General features: G+C 70.5%; 23 protein-coding genes and 1 pseudogene. 9 read left to right on the plus strand and 15 right to left on the minus strand.

The genetic code is table 11. The features are described 5' to 3' along the window. The first annotated feature begins 123 nt into the window (after nt 1-123). Nucleotides 124-1,047 carry a GGDEF domain-containing protein gene (locus ACYVJH_RS00290; protein WP_460452683.1) on the plus strand — a complete coding sequence of 308 codons (924 nt, stop codon included), beginning with the start codon at nt 124-126 and terminating at the stop codon, nt 1,045-1,047. Between the two features lies 1 nt (nt 1,048). Here ACYVJH_RS00290 and ACYVJH_RS00295 read toward each other — a convergent pair whose 3' ends face one another. Beyond that, complete coding sequence (locus ACYVJH_RS00295) at nt 1,049-1,465, minus strand: DUF1761 domain-containing protein (RefSeq protein WP_460452684.1); 417 nt, start codon at nt 1,463-1,465, stop codon at nt 1,049-1,051. Nucleotides 1,466-1,694: 229 nt separating this feature from the next. On the opposite strand from ACYVJH_RS00295, the gene ACYVJH_RS00300 reads away from it, so the two are divergent. After that, nucleotides 1,695-2,468, plus strand: coding sequence for an AMP nucleosidase (locus tag ACYVJH_RS00300; RefSeq protein WP_460452685.1), 774 nt, complete (start codon nt 1,695-1,697; stop codon nt 2,466-2,468). 36 nt (nt 2,469-2,504) lie between these two features. After that, on the plus strand, nt 2,505-3,140 hold the full coding sequence (locus ACYVJH_RS00305) for a class I SAM-dependent methyltransferase (RefSeq protein WP_460452686.1): 636 nt from the start codon (nt 2,505-2,507) through the stop codon (nt 3,138-3,140). Nucleotides 3,141-3,166: 26 nt separating this feature from the next. On the opposite strand, the gene ACYVJH_RS00310 is transcribed toward ACYVJH_RS00305, so the two are convergent. From ACYVJH_RS00310 to ACYVJH_RS00330, 5 genes are all read right to left on the minus strand, one after another. After that, nucleotides 3,167-3,505, minus strand: a complete 339-nt coding sequence (locus tag ACYVJH_RS00310; protein WP_460452687.1) for a hypothetical protein — start codon at nt 3,503-3,505, stop codon at nt 3,167-3,169. 154 nt (nt 3,506-3,659) lie between these two features. Further along, complete coding sequence (gene grxD, locus ACYVJH_RS00315) at nt 3,660-4,589, minus strand: Grx4 family monothiol glutaredoxin (RefSeq protein ID WP_460452688.1); 930 nt, start codon at nt 4,587-4,589, stop codon at nt 3,660-3,662. A 126-nt stretch (nt 4,590-4,715) separates the two neighbouring features. Next, nucleotides 4,716-5,354, minus strand: a complete 639-nt coding sequence (locus ACYVJH_RS00320) for an SGNH/GDSL hydrolase family protein (protein WP_460452689.1) — start codon at nt 5,352-5,354, stop codon at nt 4,716-4,718. Next, nucleotides 5,344-6,585, minus strand: a complete 1,242-nt coding sequence (locus tag ACYVJH_RS00325) for an aminotransferase class I/II-fold pyridoxal phosphate-dependent enzyme (RefSeq protein ID WP_460452690.1) — start codon at nt 6,583-6,585, stop codon at nt 5,344-5,346. Before ACYVJH_RS00325 ends, ACYVJH_RS00320 begins: the two co-directional genes overlap by 11 nt. A 71-nt stretch (nt 6,586-6,656) precedes the next feature. Next, the gene (locus ACYVJH_RS00330; protein WP_460452691.1) at nt 6,657-7,043 is read right to left on the minus strand and encodes a DUF4345 family protein; all 387 of its coding nucleotides are present in this window, start codon (nt 7,041-7,043) and stop codon (nt 6,657-6,659) included. Between the two features lie 61 nt (nt 7,044-7,104). Here ACYVJH_RS00330 and rsgA point away from each other — a divergent pair, with 61 nt between their 5' ends. After that, on the plus strand, nt 7,105-8,184 hold the full coding sequence (gene rsgA / locus ACYVJH_RS00335; protein ID WP_460452692.1) for a ribosome small subunit-dependent GTPase A: 1,080 nt from the start codon (nt 7,105-7,107) through the stop codon (nt 8,182-8,184). Between the two features lie 18 nt (nt 8,185-8,202). On the opposite strand, the gene ACYVJH_RS00340 is transcribed toward rsgA, so the two are convergent. Further along, a complete protein-coding gene (locus tag ACYVJH_RS00340; RefSeq protein WP_460452693.1) occupies nt 8,203-8,880 on the minus strand; it encodes a hypothetical protein in 678 nt (225 codons plus the stop codon). Between the two features lie 105 nt (nt 8,881-8,985). Here ACYVJH_RS00340 and ACYVJH_RS00345 point away from each other — a divergent pair, with 105 nt between their 5' ends. Continuing rightward, on the plus strand, nt 8,986-10,248 hold the full coding sequence (locus ACYVJH_RS00345; protein WP_460452694.1) for a flavohemoglobin expression-modulating QEGLA motif protein: 1,263 nt from the start codon (nt 8,986-8,988) through the stop codon (nt 10,246-10,248). Here the strand turns inward: ACYVJH_RS00345 and ACYVJH_RS00350 are convergent. Further along, on the minus strand, nt 10,245-10,466 hold the full coding sequence (locus ACYVJH_RS00350; protein WP_460452695.1) for a hypothetical protein: 222 nt from the start codon (nt 10,464-10,466) through the stop codon (nt 10,245-10,247). The genes ACYVJH_RS00345 and ACYVJH_RS00350 overlap by 4 nt on opposite strands. 120 nt (nt 10,467-10,586) lie before the next feature. Here ACYVJH_RS00350 and ACYVJH_RS00355 point away from each other — a divergent pair, with 120 nt between their 5' ends. Both ACYVJH_RS00355 and ACYVJH_RS00360 read left to right on the plus strand, forming a co-directional pair. Then, nucleotides 10,587-11,132: an ECF-type sigma factor gene (locus ACYVJH_RS00355; RefSeq protein ID WP_188664150.1), complete on the plus strand. Its 546-nt coding sequence runs from the start codon at nt 10,587-10,589 to the stop codon at nt 11,130-11,132. After that, on the plus strand, nt 11,132-13,900 hold the full coding sequence (locus tag ACYVJH_RS00360) for a serine/threonine-protein kinase (RefSeq protein WP_460452696.1): 2,769 nt from the start codon (nt 11,132-11,134) through the stop codon (nt 13,898-13,900). The genes ACYVJH_RS00355 and ACYVJH_RS00360 overlap by 1 nt, the downstream gene beginning before the upstream one ends. Before the next feature lie 173 nt (nt 13,901-14,073). On the opposite strand, the gene ACYVJH_RS00365 is transcribed toward ACYVJH_RS00360, so the two are convergent. The 5 genes and pseudogenes from ACYVJH_RS00365 to ACYVJH_RS00385 form a co-directional block, all read right to left on the minus strand. Then, entirely contained in the window at nt 14,074-14,592 is a 519-nt protein-coding gene (locus tag ACYVJH_RS00365; RefSeq protein ID WP_460452754.1) for a glutaredoxin domain-containing protein, read from the minus strand. Next, a pseudogene (locus ACYVJH_RS00370) lies at nt 14,587-15,525 on the minus strand (PLP-dependent cysteine synthase family protein); the annotation flags it as partial. The pseudogene ACYVJH_RS00370 and the gene ACYVJH_RS00365, both read right to left, overlap by 6 nt. A gap of 8 nt (nt 15,526-15,533) precedes the next feature. Further along, nucleotides 15,534-16,520: a hypothetical protein gene (locus ACYVJH_RS00375; protein WP_460452697.1), complete on the minus strand. Its 987-nt coding sequence runs from the start codon at nt 16,518-16,520 to the stop codon at nt 15,534-15,536. Next, nucleotides 16,517-17,326 carry a methanethiol S-methyltransferase gene (gene mddA, locus ACYVJH_RS00380; RefSeq protein ID WP_460452698.1) on the minus strand — a complete coding sequence of 270 codons (810 nt, stop codon included), beginning with the start codon at nt 17,324-17,326 and terminating at the stop codon, nt 16,517-16,519. The genes ACYVJH_RS00375 and mddA overlap by 4 nt, the downstream gene beginning before the upstream one ends. Nucleotides 17,327-17,489: 163 nt before the next feature. Further along, entirely contained in the window at nt 17,490-19,940 is a 2,451-nt protein-coding gene (locus ACYVJH_RS00385; RefSeq protein ID WP_460452699.1) for a tetratricopeptide repeat protein, read from the minus strand. 136 nt (nt 19,941-20,076) lie between these two features. On the opposite strand from ACYVJH_RS00385, the gene ACYVJH_RS00390 reads away from it, so the two are divergent. Continuing rightward, nucleotides 20,077-22,371, plus strand: coding sequence for an NADP-dependent malic enzyme (locus ACYVJH_RS00390; protein ID WP_460452700.1), 2,295 nt, complete (start codon nt 20,077-20,079; stop codon nt 22,369-22,371). 14 nt (nt 22,372-22,385) lie between these two features. Next, a complete protein-coding gene (locus ACYVJH_RS00395) occupies nt 22,386-22,898 on the plus strand; it encodes a hypothetical protein (RefSeq protein WP_460452701.1) in 513 nt (170 codons plus the stop codon). A gap of 10 nt (nt 22,899-22,908) precedes the next feature. Here the strand turns inward: ACYVJH_RS00395 and ACYVJH_RS00400 are convergent, their stop codons facing one another. Then, on the minus strand, nt 22,909-23,292 hold the full coding sequence (locus ACYVJH_RS00400) for an STAS domain-containing protein (RefSeq protein WP_460452702.1): 384 nt from the start codon (nt 23,290-23,292) through the stop codon (nt 22,909-22,911). Beyond that, nucleotides 23,289-23,717, minus strand: coding sequence for an ATP-binding protein (locus ACYVJH_RS00405; protein WP_460452703.1), 429 nt, complete (start codon nt 23,715-23,717; stop codon nt 23,289-23,291). The genes ACYVJH_RS00400 and ACYVJH_RS00405 overlap by 4 nt, the downstream gene beginning before the upstream one ends.

Below are 23,717 nucleotides of genomic sequence, written 5' to 3' on the forward strand. Positions count from 1 at the left end.
AGCGCGGGTCCGGCCCCTAGGCCGAAGGTCATGGGTCCCCGAAAGCGTGAGCCGGCTCCCAGCTTCGATATCCCGCGCCCCGGCTTGCTTGTGCTGGACCCCCGGCTGCCGGACAGTAGGCCAATGAACGCCGCCCCCCGCCGTTCCGGCCCCGTGTTTCCGGCAGTGTTCCTGCTGGGAATGAGCTCGGCCGGGCCGGCTATTGCCACGCCCTCCAGCCCCGCCGCCGTGTCCGCGGCCTGGCTGATGGTGGGCCTGGCGCTGGGCCTGGCGGCGGCAATGCTGGCCTGCTGGGCCGTCATGCGCGACCGCCTCGGGCATCGTGGAGGCTGGGCCCTGCAGGGGGGCGCGGCGCTGGTGCTGCTGCTGGCGGCGGTCTTCCTGGCGGGATCCTATCCCTGGATCCTGGCCCTGGCCGGTGCCGCCGTGGCGGGCTGGGGCCTGTGGCTGGTGCGCAGCCTGTCCGGCGGCATGCGCCACCTCCTGATCGAACGCGACCACGCCCGGGCCGAAGCCAGCCGCGTCAAAGCCGACTCCGAGCGCGACCCGTTGACCGGGGTGCTCAACCGCGGCGCCTGGCGCGCACGCCTCGAGCGCCTCGCCGAGGACACCCAGCAGGACAACCGGCCGCTATCGGTGCTGTTCTTCGACATCGACCTGTTCAAGCTGATCAACGACAGCCTGGGCCACCAGGTCGGCGACGATTGCCTGAAGGCGGTCGCCGACACCGTCGCCGCCGAACTGCGAGGTGGCGACATCCTGGGGCGGCTGGGCGGCGAGGAATTCGCCGTGGCCCTGCCGGGTGCGCGCCGCATCCACGCCCTGGCGGTCGGCGAACGCGTGCGCACCTCGGTGCAGAAACGTTGCCAGGTCGTGGGCGAAGAAGTGGTGGAACTGACCGTCAGCGTCGGCGCCGCCGAACACCTGGGGCCCGAAGAGGCCCTGGACGCCCTGGTCGACCGCGCCGACCGCGCCATGTACACGGCCAAGGATTCGGGCCGCAACATGGTGGTGGCGGACGCCAACGTGCCGCCAGGCGCGAACTGAGTCAGCCGACCACGGGCGGCAGCGGCCAGAGTCCCAGGACCAGGCCGATCAGGGTGAACTGCAGCGTGTGGTAGCCGCCGTTGATGGCGAAGAGCGTGAAGCTCTTGCGCTCGAACAGGTAATTGATGCCGAAGCTGGCCGCCACCCAGCACAAACCCGCCGAGAATCCCGCACCCACGCCCAGCACCAGCGACGGCCGCGGCCCCAGGAACATGGCGAAGACGAAGCTGGCGACCAGGCACAGCACGAAAGCCGCGCCGAAGATCAGCGCCATGTTGCCCTTCGCCAGTTCCTCGTCGCTCAGGCCGGCCTCGCGCTGCCAGGCCTTGCCGAACAGCAGCGGCGAGTACCACAGGCCGCCCAGTACGAAACCGGACGCAGCGGCGGCGATCACCGCCCAGATGTTGACCTCAGGCATGTCCCTTCTCCCCGTGGCTCCCCGCCACGCCGACATCGTGTGCCGGCCGGGCCCCGCCGGCAAGTCCCGGCGGGCAGGTCGGTGGCTGGGAGGTGTGCGCCCGGCTGTGGGGCAACCCTGGTCGGCGCGGCGCGGCTTTGCCCGGTGCGGTGAGCCGGCAACGGAGCACCTGCATGGCACAATGGTCCGGCAGTACGGATAAAAAGAACAAGACAAGGACCATGAAAACATGAAGGACAAGAACGAAATCGTCAGCAACTGGCTTCCCCGCTACACCGGCGTACCGCTGGAAGAGTTCGGGCAACACATCCTGCTGACCAACTTCAGCGGCTACCTGGGCACCTTCGCGCGCATGACCGGCGCGCAGATCGTCGGCATGGACCGGCCCATGCCCAGCGCCACCGCCGACGGCATCACCCTGATCAACTTCGGCATGGGCAGCGCCAACGCCGCCACGGTGATGGACCTGCTTTCAGCGATCAATCCGCAGGCCTGCCTGTTCCTGGGCAAGTGCGGCGGGCTCAAGCGCAAGAACGAGCTCGGCGACCTGATCCTGCCCATCGCCGCCATCCGCGGCGAAGGCACCAGCAACGACTACCTGCCCCCGGAAGTGCCGGCGCTGCCGGCCTTCGCACTGCAGCGCGCGGTGTCCACGATGATCCGCGACCTGGGCCACGACTACTGGACCGGCACCGTGTACACCACCAACCGCCGGGTCTGGGAGCACGACGCCGAGTTCAAGGACTACCTGCGCAAGCTGCGCTGCATGGCCATCGACATGGAAACGGCCACGGTGTTTTCGGCCGGCTTCGCCAACTCGATCCCGTCGGGCGCGCTGCTTCTGGTGTCCGACCAGCCGATGGTGCCCGAGGGCATCAAGACCGAGGCGTCCGACCGCAAGGTCACCGAACACTTCGTCGAGCGCCACATCCAGATCGGCATCGAGGCCCTGCGCCTGATCCGCCGCCACGGCAAATCGGTCAAGCACCTGCGCTTCGACTGACTGTCCCGGGTCCGTGGCCGGACGTAGACTCCGGCCATGGATCCGATCGACTCCCCCGGCGGCAGCGCACACTGGTGCGACGTCTACCGGAAAAAGCCGGCCGACACGGTCAGCTGGTACCGGCCGCGGCTGGACATGTCCCTGCGCCTGCTCGAAGAGGCGGGCCTGACGCCGCAGTCGCGGGTCATCGACGTCGGTGGTGGTGCTTCGACGCTGGTGGACGACCTGCTGGGCCGGGGGGTCAGCCAGGTCACCGTGCTCGACCTGGCCGACGAGGCGCTGGACGTGGCTCGCCAGCGCCTGGGCATCCGCGGCTCGCGCGTGCAGTGGCTGGTGGCGGACGTCACCCGGGCCGACCTGCCCGTGGCGGCCTACGACCTCTGGCACGACCGCGCCGTGCTGCATTTCCTGGTCAACCCCGCTGACGCGGCGGCTTATGTCGCCCAGGTGCGGCGCAGCCTGGCCCCGGGCGGCCACGCGGTCATCGGCGGATTCGCGCCCGACGGTCCGGAGCGCTGCAGTGGACTGGTGGTGGCCCGGCGTTCGCCCGAAGACCTGGCGAGCCTGTTCGGCGCGGACTTCAGCCTGGTTGGCGAGGCGAAAGAAGACCACCACACGCCGGCGGGCTCCCGCCAGGCCTTTTCCTGGGCTGTCCTGCGAAAAACGGGGTAGGGGCGCCGCCTACCGGCGCCCGTGGGTTACCAGTTGAACCCGAAACCGACGACGTCGGGCTGCGGTTTGGCCTCGGAGAAGCGCACCGTGCATTCGACGATCTGCTTGGCCTCGGAGGTGAGGCCGGGTTCGATGACGATCGGCGCGGTCAGGAACTGCTCCCCGTTGGGCACGTCCTTCATGCTGGCACCGAGCGCCGCGAGGTCGAGTTCGTAGAGTTTTCCGTCGAGCCGTGCCTCGGCAGCCACCTTGCAGGCCTGGGCCGCGAGGGCGTTGCGGTCGCTGCCGCGGCCGCCATTGTCGGCGCCGCCGCCACAGGCCACGAGGACCAGGGTCGCGGGAACCGCCACCAGCCAATTGCGCATGTCATGTCTCCTGGGTGCTACCACGCCCTTGCCTTGGGGGGACGACCCGGTTGGGCGGGTTTGGTTGCACCCACAAGTTAGCGCAATTGCTCTAACCCTGCCAATAACGCTTGCGTGAAGGCGCGGGTCGGGGTGCTCCCCGCGCCCGCGTCGGTCAGTAGCGCGGCAGCGTCGGGTCGATTTCGACCGACCAGGCGTCGATGCCGCCTTCGACGTTGTAGAGGTCGTGGAAACCCAGGCCGCGGAAGTATTCGGCCGCCTGGCGGCTGGAGTTGCCGTGGTGGCAAAGGAAGGCCAGCGGCAGGTCCTTGGGCAGGGCCTCGAGCCGTTCGCGGCTGTCCTCGTCGAGCACGTCGTGCGGGTGCGGGAAGGGCGCCAGGGCGCGCTCCGCGGCCGGGCGCACGTCGATGACGTCGATGGTGCCGGCGATGATGTGGTCGTGCAGCTGCTGGACGCCCATGGGCTTCACGGCGGCCGGCGCGTTCGGGTTGTGGATGGCCAGGCCGGCGCCGCGGGCGTCTTCCACCCAGTCGATGCGCAGGCCGCGCGCACGCGGCACGCTGGCCAGGTCCAGGTGCAGGCGGATGCCGCCGGCTTCGGTCACCACTTCGCCGCCGCTGGCGGCCTTGAGCTCGAAGCGGGCGTTGAAGCGCGGATCCACCGACAGGTGCAGCACCGTGCCGTCTTCGGCGTTTTCCAGCGCGCGGCTGATCGCTTCGGCCGCGGCCGGGGTGATTTCAATCGCCGGCGGGCTGCGGTCGGGCTCGGGCAGGCCCAGCATCTGGTGCAGTTCGCCGCTGTTGAGCATCTGCTCGATGATGTCGCTGCCGCCGAGCAGTTCGCCGCCGACATACAGCTGCGGGATCGTCGGCCACTGGCCGAACACCTTGATGCCCTCGCGAACCTCCGGGTCCGACAGCACGTCCACGTGGCCGAACGAAGGCACCAGCCCCTTCAGGATGCCCGCGGCCTTTGCCGAGAAACCGCACTGCGGCATGTCGGGGCTGCCCTTCATGAAGAGTACGACGTGGTTGGCGCCCAGGATCTGTTCGATGCGCGCGCGGGTATCGGGGGAGAGGGACATGGGGAACTCCGGAAATTAACCCCGATATTCTACCCCGATGCGCTGAACGAACCCGAAGGAACACCCGGGAGCGACGTCCTTGCTTGCCGAACGCGGAGGCCGGAAGACGTGCGCCCGGAGGCGCTCCTACACGGGTTCGAGCAGGCGCTGGGCGAACGGCAGGGCCAGGGCCGTCCAGTCGGCGTAGGCCCGGGCCGAGGGGTGCAGGCCGTCGGCGGCGATGCGGTCGGGCTGGCTGCCGGGCGACCGGCTGGCCGGGGTGATGTCCACGAACGCCACGCCCCGGGCCACGCATTCGGCGGCGGCGGCGGCGTTGTAGGCGTCCAGGTCGCTGGCGATGGACGCGGTGTCGCGGCCACTGGCCTGGCCGAAGGGGGTGACACCCCAGTCCGGGATCGACAGCACCAGCACCCGGTCGGCGCGGCCGCCGGCCAGCTGGATCGTGCGGTCGAGCAGGCCGGCGAACTCGCCGCGGTAGTCGTCCACGGGCCGGCCCCGGTACTGGTTGTTGACGCCGATCAGCAGGCTGGCGAAGTCCCACTGGCCCAGGGGTTCGGCGGCGTCCATGGCGGCCGACAGTTCGTCGGTGGTCCAGCCGGTGGTGGCGATGATGTGCGGGTCGGCAAGCGGCACCCCGCGTTCGCGCAGCGCCGCGGCCAGCTGCATCGGCCAGCGCCCGGCTTCGGGTACCGATTCGCCGATGGTGTAGGAGTCGCCCAGCGCCAGGTAGCCCAGCGGGCGGGGGACGGGAGCCTCAGGCGACATGGCGCTTGCGCTGCCCCGCGCGCGCCGCCAGCACCCGGTCAATGCGTTCGAACACCTCGCGCACCACCGGCGCCTCGGGCAGCAGGGTGATGCGGAAGTGGCGCGAGCCCGGCACGTTGAAGCCACTGCCCGGCACCACCAGGACGTCCTCGTTCTCCAGCAGCGCCAGCGCGAAGGCCTGGTCGTCGAAGCCGTCGGCCGCCGGGCCGACCACCTGCGGGAAGGCATACAAGGCACCCATCGGCGCGACGACCGACAGGTGCTCGCTGGCCGCGCAGCCATCGATCACGGCCTGGCGCGATTCGTACAGGCGTCCGCCCGGCACGGTCAGGGCGCGGATGGTTTCCGGCCCCTGCAGCGCCGCCGGCACCGCGAACTGGCCCGGCACGTTGGCGCACAGGCGCATGGCGCTGAGCAGGTCCAGGGCGTGGTGGAAGTCGCCCACGCGCAGCGGGTCGCCCGAGAGCACCGCCCAGCCCACGCGCCAGCCGCAGGCGCGCCAGACCTTGGACAGCCCGCCGAAGCTCAGGCAGGGCACGTCGCCGGCCAGCGGCGCCAGCGCGGTGAAGCAGGCGTCCTCGTAGGTGATGCCGTCGTAGATCTCGTCGGCCATCAGCAGCAGGCCGTGGCGCGCGGCGATGTCCACCAGGCGCTGCAGCAGCGCCGGCGGGTAATTGGCGCCGGTGGGATTGTTCGGGTTGATGACCACCAGCGCGCGCGTGCGCGGCGTCACCAGTTTTTCGAGTTCGTCCGGGTCGGGCAGGAAACCGTTCTCCGGCGCGCAGCGGTAATACACCGGCCGGCCCTGGTTGAGGATGGTGGCGGCGCTCCACAGCGGGTAGTCGGGCGAGGGCAGCAGCACCTCGTCGCCCGGATTGAGCAGCGCCCGCAGCGACATGTCGATGAGTTCGCTGACGCCGTTGCCGACGAACACGCGTTCGGCGCAGGCGTTGGGCGTGCCGCGGTCGCGGTGGGCGGCGGCGACGGCTTCGCGGGCCAGCGGCAGGCCCTGCTGGTGGGTGTAGGCGTCGGAGTCGGCGACGTTGCCCGACAGGGCCTGCTGCAGGTGGTCCGGGGCGCGGAAGCCGAAGGCGCCCGGATTGCCGATGTTCAGCCGGATCAGCTGCCGGCCCTGGCCCTCGAGTTCGCGGGCGCGGCGGGAAAGTTCGCCGCGGATGTCGTAGCGGACCTCGCGCAGGCTGTCGCGGGTCGGCATGGGGCTGTGGGGCATGGTGCAACGGGCTCGGGCAGGGGAATGGGCCCGAGGTTAACGGAATCTTGACGTGCTTTCAGCCGGGTCCCTCAGCCCGGTCGCGGCCCCCGCCGCAGGGCCAGGATGGCGGCGACGGTGAAGCCCAGCTCCCAGACCAGGGCGCCGGCGAAAAAGCCGGTGAACTCACCGCTCAGCGCGATGCCCAGCAGGCGGGCGGCCGCGATGCCGCCATTGACCAGGGCCACCGACCACAGGCCCGGCTCGCGCCAGGCCGGCCGGGCGGCGCAAACCAGCAGAAAAGTACCCAGGCCCAGTTCCAGCCCGCCGTAAAAGGCCCGCAGTTCGACCACGCCGGCCGCGCTGCCGGTGATGCCGACGCCGCCCAGCACGGCCGCCGGCGCGGCGGTGATCGCCACGCCGAAGCCCAGGAAGCCCAGGCCGGCCAGCACCAACACCCACTTGCCAAAGTTTTCCATGGCGGCAGGATGGCCCCGGCAAAGTGAGCAGGGCGTGTTGGCCGGCGTATCATCGCCGCCAATGCAGCTCCTTGAAGAAGACCTCGCCCCCCTGCGTGCCCTCGGCTGGCCCGACGACGCCGCTGCCCGCGAGGCGCTGGCCGCCGTCGCCGGCCGCCGGCTGGCGCGGGTCGCCAGCCAGCACCGCACGGCCTACGACGTGGCCACCGGTCCCGACGAGATGCAGATGAAGGTGCAGCCACCCATGCCCTGGACCCGGCCGCGTTTTCCGCCCGACCAGCGCGCCGCGGTCGGCGACTGGGTCACCCTGGATGAAAGCGGCAAGACCATCGTCGACCTGCTGCCGCGGCGTTCGATCCTCAAGCGGGGTGCCGCCGGCGAACACCACCGCCAGCAGCTGATCGCCGCGAATGTTGATCATGTGCTGGTGGTGGTCGGACTGGACCAGGACTTCAACCCGCGCCGCATCGAGCGCTACCTGGTGCTCATCCGCGCCAGCGGCGCCGACCCGGTGCTGGTGCTGACCAAGGCCGACCAGTGCGAGATCGTCGAGGACTGCATCGACCTGCTGGCCGAAGTGGCCGACTCGGGCGTGCCCATCCATGCGGTCAACGCCAAGGACCCGGACAGCACCGCCGCGCTGCATCCCTACCTGGGCCCGGGCCGCACGGTGGTGCTGGTCGGGAGCTCGGGCGCCGGCAAGTCCACGCTGACCAACACCCTGCTGGGCCGCGAAAAGATGAAGACCAATGCCGTGCGCTCGAACGATTCGCGCGGCCGGCACACGACCACCGCACGCGTGCTGCTGCCGCTGCCCCAGGGCGGCTGCCTGATCGACACGCCGGGCATGCGGGAAGTGAAACTCAGCGGCGACGAGGACGTGGCCGACGCCTTCGAGGATGTCGAGGCCCTGGCGGCCAACTGCCGCTTCCGGGACTGCGCCCACGTCAACGAGCCCGGCTGCGCCGTGCAGGCCGCCGTCGAGGACGGCCGCCTGGATGAAGCCCGCTACGCCAACTACGCCAAGCTGCGCGACGAGATGGAAGCCGCGGCGACCTCCCAGGCCGAACGCAAGGCCGACGCCCGGGTCATGGGCAAGGCGCTCAACAAGCGCCTGAAGGACAAGTACGGCCGCCGCTGAGGGAGGCGGCCGCCGGGCTTACAGGCCCTCGCGCTGGAAGGTGTCGCGCTGCTTGACCAGGTAGTCCTCGAACGCGCGGTCGTAGGCGAGTCGCCAGTTGGCCTCGCGGCCGCTCTGGCCCTTGTTGATGCCGTAGGCCGAGACGGTGAATCGCCGGTTGCCGACCGGGTCCACGACCTCGAAGTCCATGCGCAGTTTCGCCTCCATGGACACCGACCAGAAGCCGGGGCTGAACCAGGCCCAGAATTCCTTGATGTCCACGCGCAGCCGGATCGCGTCCGCCGGCGCCTGCGCGTCCGCTTGCAGGACCCGGATGCCACGTTCCTGCAGTCCGGTGGTGACCAGGTCGCGGGTCAGCGTTTCCACCGTCTCGTCGCCTTCGAGCAGGATGTCGCCCAGGGCCATGCCGTAGCTGTTGCGCTTGCGCGCGATCGCGCGCTTGCGACCTTCGGCATCGAGCACGTAGTCGCCGCCCTTCTTCAGCGACGGGATGCTGGGGTCGCGCGGGTCGGTCTCGAAAACGCGCTGGTCGCGCACCCATTCGATGACCGCGACCCGGTCGCCGGTCGGTTCGGCGTAGGTTTGTTTGGCCCCCGGGACGCCGAGCGCCATTTCGCCGCGGCTGGTGGCGCAGGCGCTGGAAAGCAGGGCCAGCAGGAGTACCAGGCCGAGCCTGGCGAGCGTGGTGAGTCGCATGGGTTCCCCCCGGAGACATTGGCGGCGGTCGCCGCCGGGATACAGTAGCGGCGGCCCCGGCGAACCCGCAATCTGCCGGCCAGAGAATCTTTCAGGTTTTCAGCCATGCCCCTTTCCGCGAATACGCTCGACCACCATGCCGCGCTCGACGCGCGCCTGGTGGCGGCGGTGCGCGGCATCCGGCTGCTGCAGGCGGTGAGCTGGCCGCAGACGGTGCAGCAGGATTTCCTGGCGGCCTGGCGCAGCGGCCGCGCGGTGCTGCCGCAGGTTGACTACGCCAGGCCCGAACTGGCCGGCGTCCGCGGCGAACTGGCGGCGATCGCCGATGCCGCCGATGCCGACGAGCCGCTGGGGCTCTACCTTCGCCGCACCGCCGAAAGCTGGTCGGTCGCCACCCAGTTGCTCGAGGCCGTGGGCACGCCGGCGGTCACCGAGCACTCCGTGCGCCTGTTCGGACGCCCGGGTGACATCCTGCCCGGCGACGGGCCCAGCAACCTCGACGCCGCCCGCCACTTCATCGAGGTGGCCGACGAACTCGACCAGGAGCTGCACGCCGCCGAAGCCGACTACGTGCTGTCGGCGGAAACCGTGCAGGCGGAGCTGCAGCACGCGCTGGATGCGTTTTTCGTGCACCACCGGGTGTCGGTCGAACTCGACCCGGACCTGATCGCCAAGGCCGCCGCCGGCCCCACCCGCATCCGCCTGCGCAGCGGCACGGCCTTCAGCGAATACGACCGGCACCAGCTGCTGGAACACGAAGCCTTCGTGCACACGCTCACCGGCCTCAACGGCCGCGAGCAGCCGCACTTCAAGTCGCTTGCGCGCACCTCGCCGCGGGTCACGGCCACCCAGGAAGGCCTGGCGACCTTCGCCGAACTGGTGACCGGCGCGATCGACATCGAACGGCTCAAGCGCATCAGCCTGCGCATCGTCGCCATCCACATGGCCATGCACGGCGCCGATTTCATCGAGGTCTTCCGCTATTTCCTGGACGCCGGCCAGACCGAAGCCGACAGCTTCGCCTCCACCCAGCGCGTATTCCGCGGCGTGCCGACATCGGGCGGCGCGGCTTTCACCAAGGACACCGTCTACCTGCACGGCCTGCTCAGCGTGCACACCTTCTTCCGCTGGTGCCTGCGCCACCGCCGGCTGCCGCTCACCCGCCTGCTGTTCGCCGGCAAGATGACCCTGCAGGACGTGTTCGCGCTTGAACCCATGTTCGAGGCCGGCGCACTGGCCGAACCCCTGTACCAGCCGCCCTGGGTCCAGCGCGCCAACGGCCTGGCCGGCATGCTGGCCTTCTCCCTGTTCGCCAACCGCATCCGCCTGGACCGGGTGGACGCCGACGACCTGGTGCTGGGTCTCTAGCGGCTGCGCAGGGGTTCGTCCGGGTCCACGCCGAACCGGCGGCACAGGCGTATCGCGTAGCCGCCGCCGATCTGGAACAGGTCGCGCACGACCGTCCAGCGCGGCGCGCCGGGGGCGGGCGAGGTGGTGCCGGCGAACATCACCGCCCGGCGGATGAGTTCGGCGTCGTCGATGCCCAGGGGGTGGGTCGGGGAGGGGTCGAGCTTGGGTGGGTTCATGGAAAGGGTCGGTGCCGCTCGTCGGACATGTCCATGTCTTCGTCGTTCGGGGCCGGGAAGTGCCACCTGGCGGCGACGTGGCATATAAGATGCCCCCGGATAAGGGCAGGGGGAGCGAGGATGAGCGAGATCACGGAGTTGCTCAGGCGCGCGGGAGACGGTGACGAACAGGCGCTGGACGCCGTGTTCCAGTCGCTCTACCCCGAGCTCCGGCGCCTGGCCCAGGCCCGCGTGGCGCGCGAAGGCGGCTCGCTGAGCCCCACCGTGCTGGTGCACGAGGTCTACCTGCGCCTGGTCGGCAACGACGGCCTGTCGATCAACGACCGCGCCCACTTCTTCGCCTGCGCCGCCAAGGCCATGCGCCACATCGCCATCGACGAGCTGCGCCGTGACCTGGCGGTCAAGCGCGGTGGCGGGGCCGCGGCCGTCACCCTCGACGACAGCTTGTCGGAGCTGGCCCTGCCGGGTAATTCCGCCCTGCTCGAGGTGAGCCAGGCCATGGACACCCTGGGCGAGGTGAACGCCCGCCAGAAACAGGTCGTCGAGCTGCGCTTCTTCGCCGGGCTCGAGTTCCAGGAAATCGCCGAACTGCTGGGCTGTTCCCTGCGCACCACCAAACGCGAGTGGGAAAGGGCCCGGGCGTTCCTGTACGCACAGTTGGCCTGATGAGCGACGACGATCTGGCGCTGTGGCGCGCGGCCGACCAGGTCCTGGACCAGCTGCTGGACCTGTCGCCCGGTGAGCGGGACGCGGCGCTGGCGGCCATGGCCCTGGCGCCGGCCCTTGCCGAACGGGTCGGGCGGCTGCTCGAAGCGCACGGCCGCGACGATGGCCCGCTGGACCCGGCGGGCCCCGAGGCAAGCCTGGACGGGCGCCGTATCGGCTGCTGGCAGCTGGACGCGGAAATCGGCCGCGGCGGCATGTCGGTGGTTTACCGGGCCCACACCAGCGAAGGCGGCGAGACCCGCGTCGCCGCGATCAAGCTGCTGACCCTGGGCGCACTCGTGGCCGGCGGCGCCAACCGCTTCCGCCGCGAGCAGGCCATCCTGGCGCGGCTTGAACATCCGCACATCGCCAGCCTGGTCGATTGCGGCGTTGCCGACGACGGCACGCCGTGGCTGGCCATGCCGCTGGTGGACGGCGACCCGATCGACACCTGGTGCGACGAGCGTGGCCTGGGCGTCGGCGCCCGCATCACGCTGATGCTCGATGTCTGCGACGCGGTGGCCTACGCCCACCGCAACCTGGTGATCCACCGCGACATAAAGCCCAGCAACGTGCTCGTGGACAAGGAGGGTTACGTCCGCCTGCTCGATTTCGGCATCGGCGGCATGCTCGAAAGCCGCCAGGCCGGCATGACCCTGACCCGCATGCTCGCCTGGACGCCCCAGTACGCCGCGCCCGAACAGTTCCGGCTGGCGCCGGCCAGCACCGCCATGGACGTTTATGGCCTGGGTGCGCTGATCTACCGCCTGCTCACCGGCCGTCCCCCGCGCGAGGGCGAGCCAGACGACGAACCGGTGACCCTGCCGTCGCGCGCCTGCCTGCAAGACGAAGGCGAGCACGCACCGCTGCGCCGCCTGGCCTCGCGCAATATTCGCGGCGACCTCGATGCCATCGTGCTCAAGGCCCTGGCCCCCGATCCCGACGACCGCTACCGCTCCCCCGACGCATTGGCGCGCGACCTCAAGGCATGGCTCGGCGACCGGCCCGTGCAGGCCCGCGGCGCCGGCGCCGGCTATCGCCTGCGCTGTTTCCTGCGCCGGCACCGCGCCGGCGTGGTCGCCGGCCTGTTGCTGACCCTGGCCCTGGGTTCGGGCCTGGGCGCCACGCTCTGGCAGGCCGAGCGCGCACGCGCCGAAGCAGCCCGCGCGACGGCCGTAAAGGACTTCCTCGTGGGACTGTTCGAATCGGCCGACCCCGAGGTCGAGGCCGGGCGTTCGCCCGACACCCGCAGCGTGCTCGCGCGCGGCGCCGACCGCGTGCATACCGAGTTCGCCGACCAGCCGCGACTTGCCGCCGAGCTGCTGCACCTGATCGGACGGGTGCAACTGCACGCCGGCGACTACGCCCAAAGCCGCACGCAGCTGCTGGCCGCCAACGAACTGGGCGAACGCCACGCCCTGCCGGCGGCGGAACGTGGCGGGACCCTGCTGCTGCTGGGCGCGCTGGCATCGGAAACCGGCCAGTACGCCGAGGCCCGGGACTGGCTCAACCAGGCCCGGGCCATGCTCGAGGACGATGGGCTTGCCGAGTCGCGCGCCGCGCTGGCCTACGTGCACATGTATCTGGGCAACGTGGCCACGTCGCTGCTGGAAACCGACCAGGCGCTGGCCGAGCTCGCCCGGGCCGAGGCCATCGTCGCCACGCTCGAGCCCGACCCGCGGCGGCAGGCGCACCTGCTGATCTACCAGGGCCAGGCCCTGCGCGCCGCCGGCCGCACGCAGGAAGCGCACGTGCACCTGCAGCGGGCGCTGGCGATGATTCCCGAACCCGGCATCGCCGACCTGCCGCTGCTGACGGCGCTGGGCGCCGTCGCCAGTGACCTGGGCCAGCTCGAACAGGCCCAGCGCCACTACCAGCAGGTGGTGGACACCATGCGCCGGGTCTACCCGCCCGAGAGCCCGGCCCTGGCGACGCCGCTCAACAACCTCAGCCTGTCGATGAGCGCCCGCGGCCACATGGCCGAGGCCGAACCCGTGCTGCGCGAGGCGCTGGCGCTGCGCCGTGCCTCCGTGGACGGCGACAGCGCGCGCCTGGCGCCGGTGCTTTCGAACTACGGCACGATGCTGATGTGGCTGGGCAAGCCCGAGGAGGCCATCGAGGCGCTGAGCGAAGCGCTCGCCGTGGTGGAAGCGGGCATGGGCCGGGACAATCCCCGCAGCTTCCTGGTGCTTTCCTTCCTGTGCCAGGCGCATGCCCTGGCCGACGACGAGCCGGCGCTGCTCGCCTGCGAGACGCTCGCGAAACAACGACTGGCCGGCTTCGGCGAGCCCGCCGCGTGGCCGGCCCATGCCGCGCCCACCCTGCGCCGCCTGGCGATGGCGCGGCTGATGCTGTCGCGGCCACAGCCCGCGCCGGCGCTGGAATTGCTCGGGCAGGCGCAGGCCATCGACGACCGCGAAGGCCTGGACGCCGACCACAAGGCGCGCGCCCGGGTGGCGTCCTTGCGCCTGCTGGCGCAGGCCCTGCAGGGAGCTGCCGACCCGGAGGGCGCCCGGACCCTGGCCGCCTGGCTCGAAGCCGGCGCGCTGACCGGCCTGGACCGCGCCGACATGCTGTTGGCGCTCGCCGGCCAGGCACGACGGCGCGGCGACGCCGACGCCGCGGCCCGCTACCTGGCGCAGCTTGATGCCATGTATCGGGACGGCGACATGCCTGCCCGCATTGCACGGCTGGCCGCGCAGGTGCGTGCATTGCCGCCGGCCCGCTGAGCGTCGGCAGACGTGTTCGCCGCCGCGCCCGGAACGGGTGAGGTCTTGCCGATGAACTTCCGCCCGGGCTTCCAGGGCGAACCCCCCGGGGCCCCGCAGGTCAGCCAGCCGCTGCTGCCGGGCCCCGAAGACGGCTGGCTGTCGCTCGAAGAGGCGGCCTTGTCCATCGAGTGTCAGCCCCCGGCGCTTGCCGCGGCTTTCTGCCGCCAGGCGGGAAGCATCTGCCCGGCATCGGGAATGCTGCGGTGGCGCGGAGGATGGCCAAGGGCGTCAAGGCGGTCGGCCAGCGATCCGTCCGCATTGGCCGCGAAGGTTTCCGAACAGCCGCCGAGGAACTGGCCGCCCAGGAACACCTGGGGCAGGGTGCGGCAGCCGGTGTGCTGTTCAAGCGCCGCGCGCAGGCGGATGCCGAGGTCGGTGGCCAGCAGCTCCGGATCGTCGAGGTTGATCCAGCGGAAGTCGGCGCCAAGTGCGTCGAACAGCTTGCGCACCGACCAGCCGAATTCGCACCACGACAGGCCATAGACCACCAGTGGCGCAGCCGGGTCGCTGATGGCCGCAGCCAGCAATTGCCGGGCCTGCTCGTCGGCGGCCGGCGTGGGTGCCGGCGCCGGCGCAGGTGCGGCGGCCGGTGCCTGGTCGAAGCGGGCGAAGGGCGACGAACGCGAGATGTCCCATTCGGCGGCGTCCATGTCCTGGTCGATGGCGTCGAACAGCGGCGTGCTCAGGTAACGCTCGCCGGTGTCGGGCAGCAGCACCAGCACGTGCGCGTCCGGCGATTGCTCAAGCAGCTGCATCGCGCCGGCGACGGTGGCGCCGCTGGTGATGCCGGCCAGGATGCCCTCGCGCCGCGCCAGTGCGTGGGCCTGGGTGATGGCGGCCTCGCCCGACACCGCGAGCACCTGGTGCACGCCACCTTCTTCGAGCAGGCGCGCGCTGTGGTGTGACACGAAGTCGGGCGTCCAGCCCTGCATCGGGTGCGGCCGGAACGCGGCCGGGCCGCCGGACAGCACCGGTGCGTTGTCCGGCTCGCAAAGCACCAGCCGGGTTTCCGGCCGCTGCTGCCGCAGCACCCGCGCCAGGCCCCGCGCCGTGCCGCCGGTGCCCGTGCCCAGGACCACGTAGTCCAGTCGCCGGCCTTCGAAGCTGGCCAGGATCTCCACGGCGGTCGTGCGCGCATGCACGTCGGCATTGGCCTCGTTTTCGAACTGCTGCGGCCAGAACCAGCCGTGGCGCCGCGCCAGTTCGCCGGCCTTTTCGACCATGCCGCTGCCCTTGAGGTGGGCCGGGGTAAGCACGACGCGGGCGCCGAGAAAACGCATCAGCCGCCGCCGTTCGACGCTGAACTGCTCGGCCATCACGATCACCAGCGGATAACCCTTGGCGGCACACACCATCGCCAGGGCAATGCCGGTGTTGCCGCTGCTGGCTTCGACCACCGTCTGCCCCGGGCGCAGCTCGCCGCTGGCCTCGGCGGCTTCGATCATGGCCAGGGCCATGCGGTCCTTCACCGAACCGCCCGGGTTGGCGGCCTCCAGCTTGGCGTAAAGGCTCGCACCGGGCGGCGCCAGGCGATCGAGCCGCACCACCGGAGTGCGGCCAATCGTTTCGAGCACCGAGGCCAGCGGCGCGTTCAACTCGCGTCCCCTTCGGCCACGGCCGCGAACAGCGGCTCCAGGGCGGTGCCGACGCGCTGCATCTGGGCATCGGTGAGCAGTTCGCCCAGCACCTGCTGGAAGCGCGGGTCCTGCACGCCCGAAACGATGTACTGCCAGCGATAGGCGGCCAAGGTCTCGCGTTCGATGCGGGCCTGTTCGTCGGCGGCGACCACGCGCGGCACGATCGCGCAGAAATAGTCGGCGTCGGCGCGCGCCTGCGCCTGCAGGATGCCGTCGACGGCGCCGACCAGGGCGATCAGGTCGTCGACCGCGGCGTCGCGCGCGGCGGCGTCAAGGCGTTCGTGTTCGTGGCGCAGCTCGAGCTCGTCGAGGATGGCGTGCTGCGATTCTTCGCGCCAATGAAACAGGAAAACGTCCTTGTACAGCGGCGACAGCGCCGCGTCGGGCGAGATCGACTGCTTGTAGTGCACCTGCGTGAACAGCTCGATGTGCAGGGTCAGCGCCAGCACCGACCAGGTGGACTTGCCGAGCACGGCGCGCGCCACGTCGTCCGGGTTGGCGGTGCACTCGTAGCCGGCCGGCATGATGCCGCCGATCATGGTTTCGATGCGGCGGAACATCTCCTGGTGCTTGATCTCCTCGTCGCTGAAGCGCACCAGCGCTTCAAGCTTGACCTGGTCGCCCAGGACGTAGCGCTGGCCGATCTCGAGCACCTTGGCGTTGATGAAACGTTCGACCAGGCCAAAGATGTAGGCGTAGGTGCGGCCCTGCACCTGGCTCATCAGCCGGCGCTCGGATTCATCGGCCAGGCTGGAACGGTCCAGCCGGCTCAGGCCGTCGGGCAGGAACTTGTTGGACAGGTCGAATTCGCGACCCTGGAAAACATCGCGGTCGATTTCCCAGCGGATGCGGCGGGACGCCTCGATGCAGCGGGCGTAACGTGCGGAGTCGGTGCCGGCCTGGGCCGGCGCGAAGTCGATGTCCTTGGCAAGGGCGTTCATGGGGTGGTCCTCGTGGTGTCGTGGGGGAGGTTCTGCGTGGCGGCCTGGGCCGCACGGGCTTTGCGCACCGGGCCGGGGATGAGCATCGGCACGCGACGCCGGTAGTCGGCGTATTCGGGGTGGACCGCCAGCAGGTCGTTTTCCTCGAACTGGATCGCCACCACGATGTAGGCGGTCGTCATCAGTGCGAACACGAGGTGCGCGACGGTCATGGTCGGCGTGGCCCAGAAGGCGAACAGCCAACCCAGGTAGAGCGGGTGCCGCACCATCCGGTAAAGGCCAGGCGTGTTGAAAGCCAGCGGCGGGCAGGGGCGACCGCGCATGTACAGCCAGGCCTGGCGCAGGCCGAACAGGTCGGCGTGGCTGATCAGGAAAGTGCTCACCAGCACCAGGCCCCAGCCGAAGGCGTACAGGCCCAGCAACGCGCCGCGGGCGAAAGGTTCGTGCAGGTCCCAGACGACGCCGCCCATCGGCTGCCAGAACCAGAACAGCGCCAGCAGCGCCAGGCTCGAGGCCAGCACGTAGGTGGATCGTTCGGCCGCCGCCGGCAGCACGCGCGCCAGTCGGCGCTTGAAGGCCGGCCGGGCCATCACGCTGTGCTGCACGGCGAACGCGCCCAGCAGGCCAAGATTGACCAGCAGCGCATCACCCAGGGGCACCAGCGCCGGCGAGTCGATCGAGCGCGGCACCAGCAGGTTGCCGACAAAGCCGATGGCGTACAGGAAGGTCGCGAAGAACACGGCGTAGCTGGCGAGCGCATAGGCGAACACCAGCGGGCCGAGCCGGGGGCGGGTTGACGTGGACATCGGGGACTCCGGGGCGGGGCGCGGGACATTCCGCGGGCCGCAGTCTCGGTGTCCGGGACCTGGCAGTCCTGACCGGGGCCGGACCGGTCACTGACCAGTTCATGACCCTGCCTGACCGGATGGTTCCAGCCAGGAAAAACAATGACTTATGGCAGGGCGGGTGCTAGCGGACGGCGGCCTCGCGGGCCGCCAGGCGGGCCTGGTCGTCGGGTTGCCAGCGCTCGCCGGAGGCCTCGCGGGCGCGCTGTTCCATGGCCAGGGCGGCGGCCGGGTCGCCGGCGGCCGCCAGCCAGGCCGCCTCGATGCGCAGCTGCAGCGGGTCGTTGTCCAGTTCGCCGGCCGACTGATCCAGTTCGCGGCGGGCGTCGTCGGGGCGGTCCTGGGCCAGCCAGGCATCCGCGCGCCAGGCGTGCAGCTGGGCGACCCGGCGCGGGTCGTCGATCTGCGTGGCAATGGCCATCGCCTGGTCAAGGCGCGCATGGGCCCCGGTCGGGTCACCGGCGTCCAGGCGCAGCTGGGCGAGGTTGCGCAACACGTCCACGCGCATGGCCGCCGAGCCGTCGTCGCCGATTTCCGCCAGCAGCTCTTCGAGCGCCGCCTGGGCTTCTTCGCGCCGCCCCTGCATCGCCGCCGACCGCGCCAGCCACAGCCTGGGTCGCCAGGCGCCCACCGGGTCGTCGGCGGCCAGCATCAGGATCTGTGCCTGGCGCAGGTAACGCTCGGCTTCCTCGTGCCGGCCCAGGTCGACGCTGAACTGGCCAAGCACCGACGTGGCGCCGGCCAGGTTGGGCGACTGGTCGATTTTCGCGGCTAGTTGCACGGCTTCAAATGCGGTGTCCCGGGCCAGCGAAAGCTGGCCCATCTGGGCCTGGGCTATCGCCAGCTGGATCAGCGCCGAGGCTTCGGCGGTGGGGTTGTCCAGCTCGCGATGCAGCTGCACGGATTGCGCGGCAAGGTCGCGCGCCTCTTCGAAGCGGCCCTGGCGCCGGCGCAGGTTGGCCAGCGCGTTGAGCACGATGGCCTCGTTGCGGCGGTTGCCCTGCAGGCGGAAGCCGGCCAGCGCCGCCTCGATGTGAGCGCCGGCGTTGGCCAGGTCGCCTTCGCGCAGGGCCAGCTGGCCCTGGGCGTGACTCAGTTCCGGCGAGACCGTCATCAACCCGGCCCGGCGTTCGGCGGCCATGGCTTCCTGCAGATAGCGGCGGGCCCGGTCGTACTGATCGGTGTAGGTATGCAGGATGCCAAGGCGCGAAAGCACCGTGGCTTCGGCATCGGGGTCATGGATTTCGCGCGCCAGTGCCAGGGCGTCGACAAGCAGCGGTTCTGCTTTCACGTTGTCGCCCTTGCGCCAAAGCAGGACCGCCAGCGCATTGCGCACGGCCAGGCGTTCGAAGGGGTCGCCGGCGCGGTCGGTTTCGGCCAGCAGCAACTCGAGCTGGGTGCGCGCCGCGGCCAGTTCGCCCATCTCGGTCTGGCCGCGGGCCAGCTGCAGGCGCGGCCAGAAGGCGTCGGGGACCTGTTCGGAGGCCAGCTGGAAATAGCGCTGCGCACCCGGCAAATCGCCCTGCAGGCGCAGTGCCAGGCCGCGCAGGTAGGCTTCGTTGGCGAAGTTGTCCTCCGACACCGGCCGGCTGGTGCCGCGTACGTTCACGCCGGCGCTCAGTTCGGCGGCAGCGGCGCGCGCCAGCGCCGGCACGTCGTCGGCGACGGTGCTGCGGCGGCGGACCTGGCCGTCGGGGCCGGTGATGGCGTAGTCGAGCCGCAGCAGGCCGCCCCGGCGCAGCAGCCGGCCCGACACGACGTGGCTGGCGCCGTGCGCGGTACGCAGTCGTTGCACGCGCTCGTCGCCGGGCAGTTCGGCCAGGGCCTGTTCGATCTCGAATACCGCGTCGGCGGACACCACGGCCGTGCGCTGCTGCAGGATGTCGGACAGGGCCTGCATCAGGCCCAGTCGGGCCCAGTCGTAGCGCGCGTCGCCCGTGGCGTTTTCGATCGGCAGCACCGCCACCCGGGCATGCCCGTCCACCAGGGCGGCCCGGTCGGCCTGGTGCTGCCACCACCAACCGCCCAGCAGGGCCAGGGCGAGCGCGGCCAGCGCCCCCAGCGCCCAGGCGCCGCGTGGCATCGGCCGGGGCGTGGATCTGGCGGCGGCAGGGGCGGCCGAAGCAGGCGTCGCGGGCGCCGCGGGCGGCTGCGGTTCCGGCCCGGGAGCGGGCCCGCTGGCGACACGCGGGACCAGGCGGCGTTCCTGCACCGGCTCCACCGGCGCGATGAAGCGGAAGCCGCGCCCGTGCACGGTGAGGATGACCTGCGGCGCGCCTGCTTCGTCGTCGAGCGCGCGGCGCGCCTTCATCGCGCAGCGGCTGAGCGCCGCCTCGGTGACCACCTGGCGTGGCCACACGGCGTCGAGCAGTTCGTTCTTGTCCACCACGCGGCCGCGGTTGAGCAACAGGTAGGCGATGAACTCGAGCACCTTGGGCTGCAGGTCCACCGGCTCGCCGTCGCGCAGCAGTTCGTGGCGGGCGGGGTGCAGTTCGAAACGGCCGAACCGGAACGCGCCGGTACTGCCATTGGCGTCCGGGGACGGCGTCGCATCCGTGTCTTGCGACTGGCTCATGGCGGGGCGAGGGCCCTCTCGATGGCTGGACCGAGGATAACGCATGCCGGACGGCCATACGGCCGCGTCGGCAGCCGGGTCGGGCGGGGCGCTACAATCAGGGTCCTTTCGCGCAAAGCCCGCCAACGCCCCGCCCATGTCCGAACAAGAAGACTTCAAGCTCGCCGCCCTCGACTACCACCGCCAGGCACCGGCGGGGAAGATCAAGGTGACGCCGACCAAGGCGATGGTGACCCAGCGCGACCTGGCGCTGGCCTATTCGCCGGGCGTGGCCGCGGCCTGCGAAGCCATCGTCGCCGACCCGGGCGAGGCCAGCGCGCTGACGGCGCGCGGCAACCTGGTGGGCGTGATCACCAACGGCACCGCCGTGCTGGGCCTGGGCAACATCGGGCCGCTGGCCGGCAAGCCGGTGATGGAAGGCAAGGGCGTGCTGTTCCAGAAGTTCGCCGGCATCGACGTCTTCGACCTCGAGATCGCCGAGAACGACCCCGACAAGCTGGTCGAGATCATCGCCAGCCTCGAGCCGACCTTCGGCGGCATCAACCTCGAGGACATCAAGGCGCCCGAGTGTTTCGTGGTCGAGAAGAAACTGCGCGAGCGGCTGAAGATCCCGGTCTTCCACGACGACCAGCACGGCACCGCCATCATCGTCGGCGCGGCGCTGATCAACGCCCTGCACGTGGTCGGCAAGGACATCGCCACCATCAAGCTGGCGGTCAGCGGCGCCGGCGCGGCCGGCATCGCCTGCCTGGACATGCTGGTGGCGCTGGGCGTCAAGCCCACCAACATCCACGTCGTCGACCGCGACGGCGTGCTGCACACCGGCCGCCCCGACCTGTGCGCGGGCGGCGTCAACGAAGGCATCGCGCGCTATGCGCGGGAAACCGCCGCGCGTGCGCTGGCCGAAATCGTCGACGGCGCCGACGTCTTCCTGGGCGTGTCCGCCGGCGGCGTGCTCAAGCCGGAAATGGTCAAGACGATGGCCGACAAGCCGGTCATCTTCGCCCTGGCCAACCCCACGCCCGAGATCGACCCGCAGCTGGCCCGCGAGGCGCGCCCTGACGCGGTCATCGCCACCGGCCGCAGCGACTTCCCGAACCAGGTCAACAACGCCCTGTGTTTCCCCTACATCTTCCGCGGCGCGCTCGATGTCGGCGCGACCACGATCAACGAAGAAATGAAGCTGGCCTGCGTGCACGCCATCGCCGACCTGGCGCGACGCGAGGCCACCGACCTGGGCGCCGCCTACGCCGGTGAAACCCCGCGCTTCGGCCCCGACTACCTGATTCCGCGTCCCTTCGACCCGCGCCTGCTGGTGTCGCTGGCGCCGGCCGTGGCCCAGGCCGCGATGGCGTCGGGCGTGGCGACGCGCCCGATCGAGGACCTCGACGGCTACCGCGACCGCCTGTCGAGCTGGGTCTTCCGCACCGGCCTGCTGATGAAGCCGGTGTTCGACCGCGCCCGCGCCGACCGCAAGCGCGTGGTCTACGCCGAAGGCGAGGAAGAAACCGTGCTGCGCGCCGTGCAGACGGTGGTGGACGAGGGCCTGGCCCGGCCGATCCTGGTCGGCCGCCCGGCGGTGATTGAACGCCGCATCCAGCGCCTGGGCCTGCGCCTGCGCATCGGCATCGACGTCGACGTCACCAATATCGACGATGACCCGCGTTTCAACGACTACTGGCAGCTCTACCACGAGATCATGCAGCGCAAGGGCATCACGCCCGCCGCGGCCAAGGCCGTGGTGCGCTCGCGCGACGTCGTCATCGCCGCGCTGATGGTGCGTCGCGGTGAAGCCGACGCGCTGCTGTGCGGCACGGTTGGCCGCTTCGTGCGCAAGCTCAAGTACGTGCGCGAAGTGCTGGGCCTGGAAAGCGAGGTGCGCGGGCTCTCGGCACTGAGCGCCGTGCTCAACGAGAAGGGCGTGTTCTTCTTCACCGACACCCACGTGCAGGTCGACCCGACCGCGGCCCAGGTGGCCGAAAGCGTCGTGCAGGCGGCCTTCCGCCTGAAGCTGTTCGGCATCCAGCCCAAGGCGGCGCTGGTGAGCCACAGCAACTTCGGCTCCAGCGAATCGGCCAGTTCGCAGAAGATGCGCGACGCACTCGCCATCCTGCGCGAGCGCGCGCCCAAGCTCGAGGTCGAAGGCGAGATGCACGCCGATATCGCGCTCAACGAAGAAGCACGCAACCGCATCTTCCCGAACTCGCAGCTCTCGGGCCGCGCCAACCTGCTGGCCTTCGCCAACCTCGACGCCGCCAACGCCAGCTACAACCTGGTGCGCAATGTCACCGACGGCGTCGGCATCGGCCCCATCCTGATGGGCCTGGCGGCCTCGGCGCACGTGCTGACGCCCTCGGCCACGGTGCGGCGCGTCGTCAACATGACCGCCATCGCCGCCGTCGACGCGCAGATCCGCGCCGCCCGCGGCTGAGCCCGGTCCCGCCCATGAAACTCCGCGGGGACCTGACCATCAACGGCAAGCAGTACCGCAAGGGCGAGTTCGCACCCAAGTGGTTCATCTACCCGTTTTTCCTGTTCCACATGGGCATGTTCGGCCTGTCGGGCTTCTTCATGGCCTACTTCGCCGACGACATGGACCTGGCGTTCCTGTACATGCACGGCGGCATCGCGATCACCGCCTACGTGGTGTTCTACCTGGTGATCTTCGGGCTGGACGAAGTGCGCTGGATGTTCATCAACGCCGCCCTGGGAATGCTGGGCATCTGGGTGGAGATCGGCTGGATCCTGTCGCTGTTCGGCAAGAGGTTGGGGGACTTCCCCATGGCGGTGCACGTCACGCCCTTCCTGTACTACATCCTCTACACCTTCCTGCTGCGGCAACTGGTGCTGGACGTGTTCGGCGCGCGCGACAAGCCCACGCGCAAGCGACGCGTGGAAATGATCTACGTCGGCCTGTCCCTGCTGGTTTACGGCGGTACCTGGCTCGCCACCCGCTGAGCCGGGCGGCTTATTCCTCGTCTTCGCCGCGCAGCACCTTCTTCTGCATCGCGTCCAGGTAGGCGTCGGCTTCGGCGACCGACGAGAAGATCTCGTTCAGCGGCACCGCCTTCACCACGTCGAACACCTTCTGGATCTGTGGCTGCGGGTTCACCACCACCACGCGGCCGCCGCGGCCGGCCAGGGCCTTGCGGGCCTTGAAGATGGAGCGCACGCCGGCCGAGCTGATGTATTCCAGGTTGGCCAGGTCCAGCACCAGCGAATTGACCGTCGAGGCCAGCAGCGGCGCCAGCTGCATGTCCAGCTGCTGGTAGCTGTGGGTGTCGAGGCGGCCGCCCAAGGCGACACGCTGGCTGCCGTTGCTGGCCGGCTGGATATGGACGTCGAGGTTCATGCAGGGCTCCCGGGGGGTTCGGATCGAAGGACGACACGCAGGATGTTGTGTGGTTCCTGGCGCAGGTAGCTGACCTCTTCGGCCAGCTGGCGGATCAGGTGCACGCCCAGGCCGCCGATCGGCCGGTCGTTGATGTCGGCGTCCAGGTCGGGGTCGGCGCGCTCGAGTGGATTGAAGGCCACGCAGTCGTCGCGGAATTCCAGCGTGACCAGGTCGCCATCGACCCCGATGCCGACGCTGATCTCGTGCTCGCGGCCTTCGACGCGGCCATGCGCCAGCGCGTTGCAGACGACTTCTTCGGTCACCAGCTGCACGTCGTGCACCACGCCCGGGTGCACGCCTTCACGCGCCAGCACGCCGTCGATCGCGGCCACCAGGTCGTCCAGCTGGCCTTCTTCCTGGGGCACCTGCAGCCTGATGTGCAT

Source organism: Arenimonas aestuarii, assembly GCF_054781715.1.

Coding starts and splice junctions, on each gene's coding strand:
- ACYVJH_RS00330 (WP_460452691.1), bottom strand. CDS start 7,043: ATGGAAAACTTTGGCAAGTGGGTGTTGGTGCTGGCCGGCCTGGGCTTC.
- grxD (WP_460452688.1), bottom strand. CDS start 4,589: ATGTCCCTCTCCCCCGATACCCGCGCGCGCATCGAACAGATCCTGGGC.
- ACYVJH_RS00300 (WP_460452685.1), top strand. CDS start 1,695: ATGAAGGACAAGAACGAAATCGTCAGCAACTGGCTTCCCCGCTACACC.
- ACYVJH_RS00290 (WP_460452683.1), top strand. CDS start 124: ATGAACGCCGCCCCCCGCCGTTCCGGCCCCGTGTTTCCGGCAGTGTTC.
- ACYVJH_RS00345 (WP_460452694.1), top strand. CDS start 8,986: ATGCCCCTTTCCGCGAATACGCTCGACCACCATGCCGCGCTCGACGCG.
- ACYVJH_RS00355 (WP_188664150.1), top strand. CDS start 10,587: ATGAGCGAGATCACGGAGTTGCTCAGGCGCGCGGGAGACGGTGACGAA.
- ACYVJH_RS00365 (WP_460452754.1), bottom strand. CDS start 14,592: ATGGACGCCGCCGAATGGGACATCTCGCGTTCGTCGCCCTTCGCCCGC.
- ACYVJH_RS00390 (WP_460452700.1), top strand. CDS start 20,077: ATGTCCGAACAAGAAGACTTCAAGCTCGCCGCCCTCGACTACCACCGC.
- ACYVJH_RS00405 (WP_460452703.1), bottom strand. CDS start 23,717: ATGCACATCAGGCTGCAGGTGCCCCAGGAAGAAGGCCAGCTGGACGAC.
- ACYVJH_RS00340 (WP_460452693.1), bottom strand. CDS start 8,880: ATGCGACTCACCACGCTCGCCAGGCTCGGCCTGGTACTCCTGCTGGCC.
- ACYVJH_RS00325 (WP_460452690.1), bottom strand. CDS start 6,585: ATGCCCCACAGCCCCATGCCGACCCGCGACAGCCTGCGCGAGGTCCGC.
- ACYVJH_RS00375 (WP_460452697.1), bottom strand. CDS start 16,520: ATGAACGCCCTTGCCAAGGACATCGACTTCGCGCCGGCCCAGGCCGGC.
- ACYVJH_RS00395 (WP_460452701.1), top strand. CDS start 22,386: ATGAAACTCCGCGGGGACCTGACCATCAACGGCAAGCAGTACCGCAAG.
- ACYVJH_RS00305 (WP_460452686.1), top strand. CDS start 2,505: ATGGATCCGATCGACTCCCCCGGCGGCAGCGCACACTGGTGCGACGTC.
- mddA (WP_460452698.1), bottom strand. CDS start 17,326: ATGTCCACGTCAACCCGCCCCCGGCTCGGCCCGCTGGTGTTCGCCTAT.
- ACYVJH_RS00360 (WP_460452696.1), top strand. CDS start 11,132: ATGAGCGACGACGATCTGGCGCTGTGGCGCGCGGCCGACCAGGTCCTG.
- ACYVJH_RS00310 (WP_460452687.1), bottom strand. CDS start 3,505: ATGCGCAATTGGCTGGTGGCGGTTCCCGCGACCCTGGTCCTCGTGGCC.
- ACYVJH_RS00400 (WP_460452702.1), bottom strand. CDS start 23,292: ATGAACCTCGACGTCCATATCCAGCCGGCCAGCAACGGCAGCCAGCGT.
- ACYVJH_RS00385 (WP_460452699.1), bottom strand. CDS start 19,940: ATGAGCCAGTCGCAAGACACGGATGCGACGCCGTCCCCGGACGCCAAT.
- ACYVJH_RS00350 (WP_460452695.1), bottom strand. CDS start 10,466: ATGAACCCACCCAAGCTCGACCCCTCCCCGACCCACCCCCTGGGCATC.
- rsgA (WP_460452692.1), top strand. CDS start 7,105: ATGCAGCTCCTTGAAGAAGACCTCGCCCCCCTGCGTGCCCTCGGCTGG.
- ACYVJH_RS00320 (WP_460452689.1), bottom strand. CDS start 5,354: ATGTCGCCTGAGGCTCCCGTCCCCCGCCCGCTGGGCTACCTGGCGCTG.
- ACYVJH_RS00295 (WP_460452684.1), bottom strand. CDS start 1,465: ATGCCTGAGGTCAACATCTGGGCGGTGATCGCCGCCGCTGCGTCCGGT.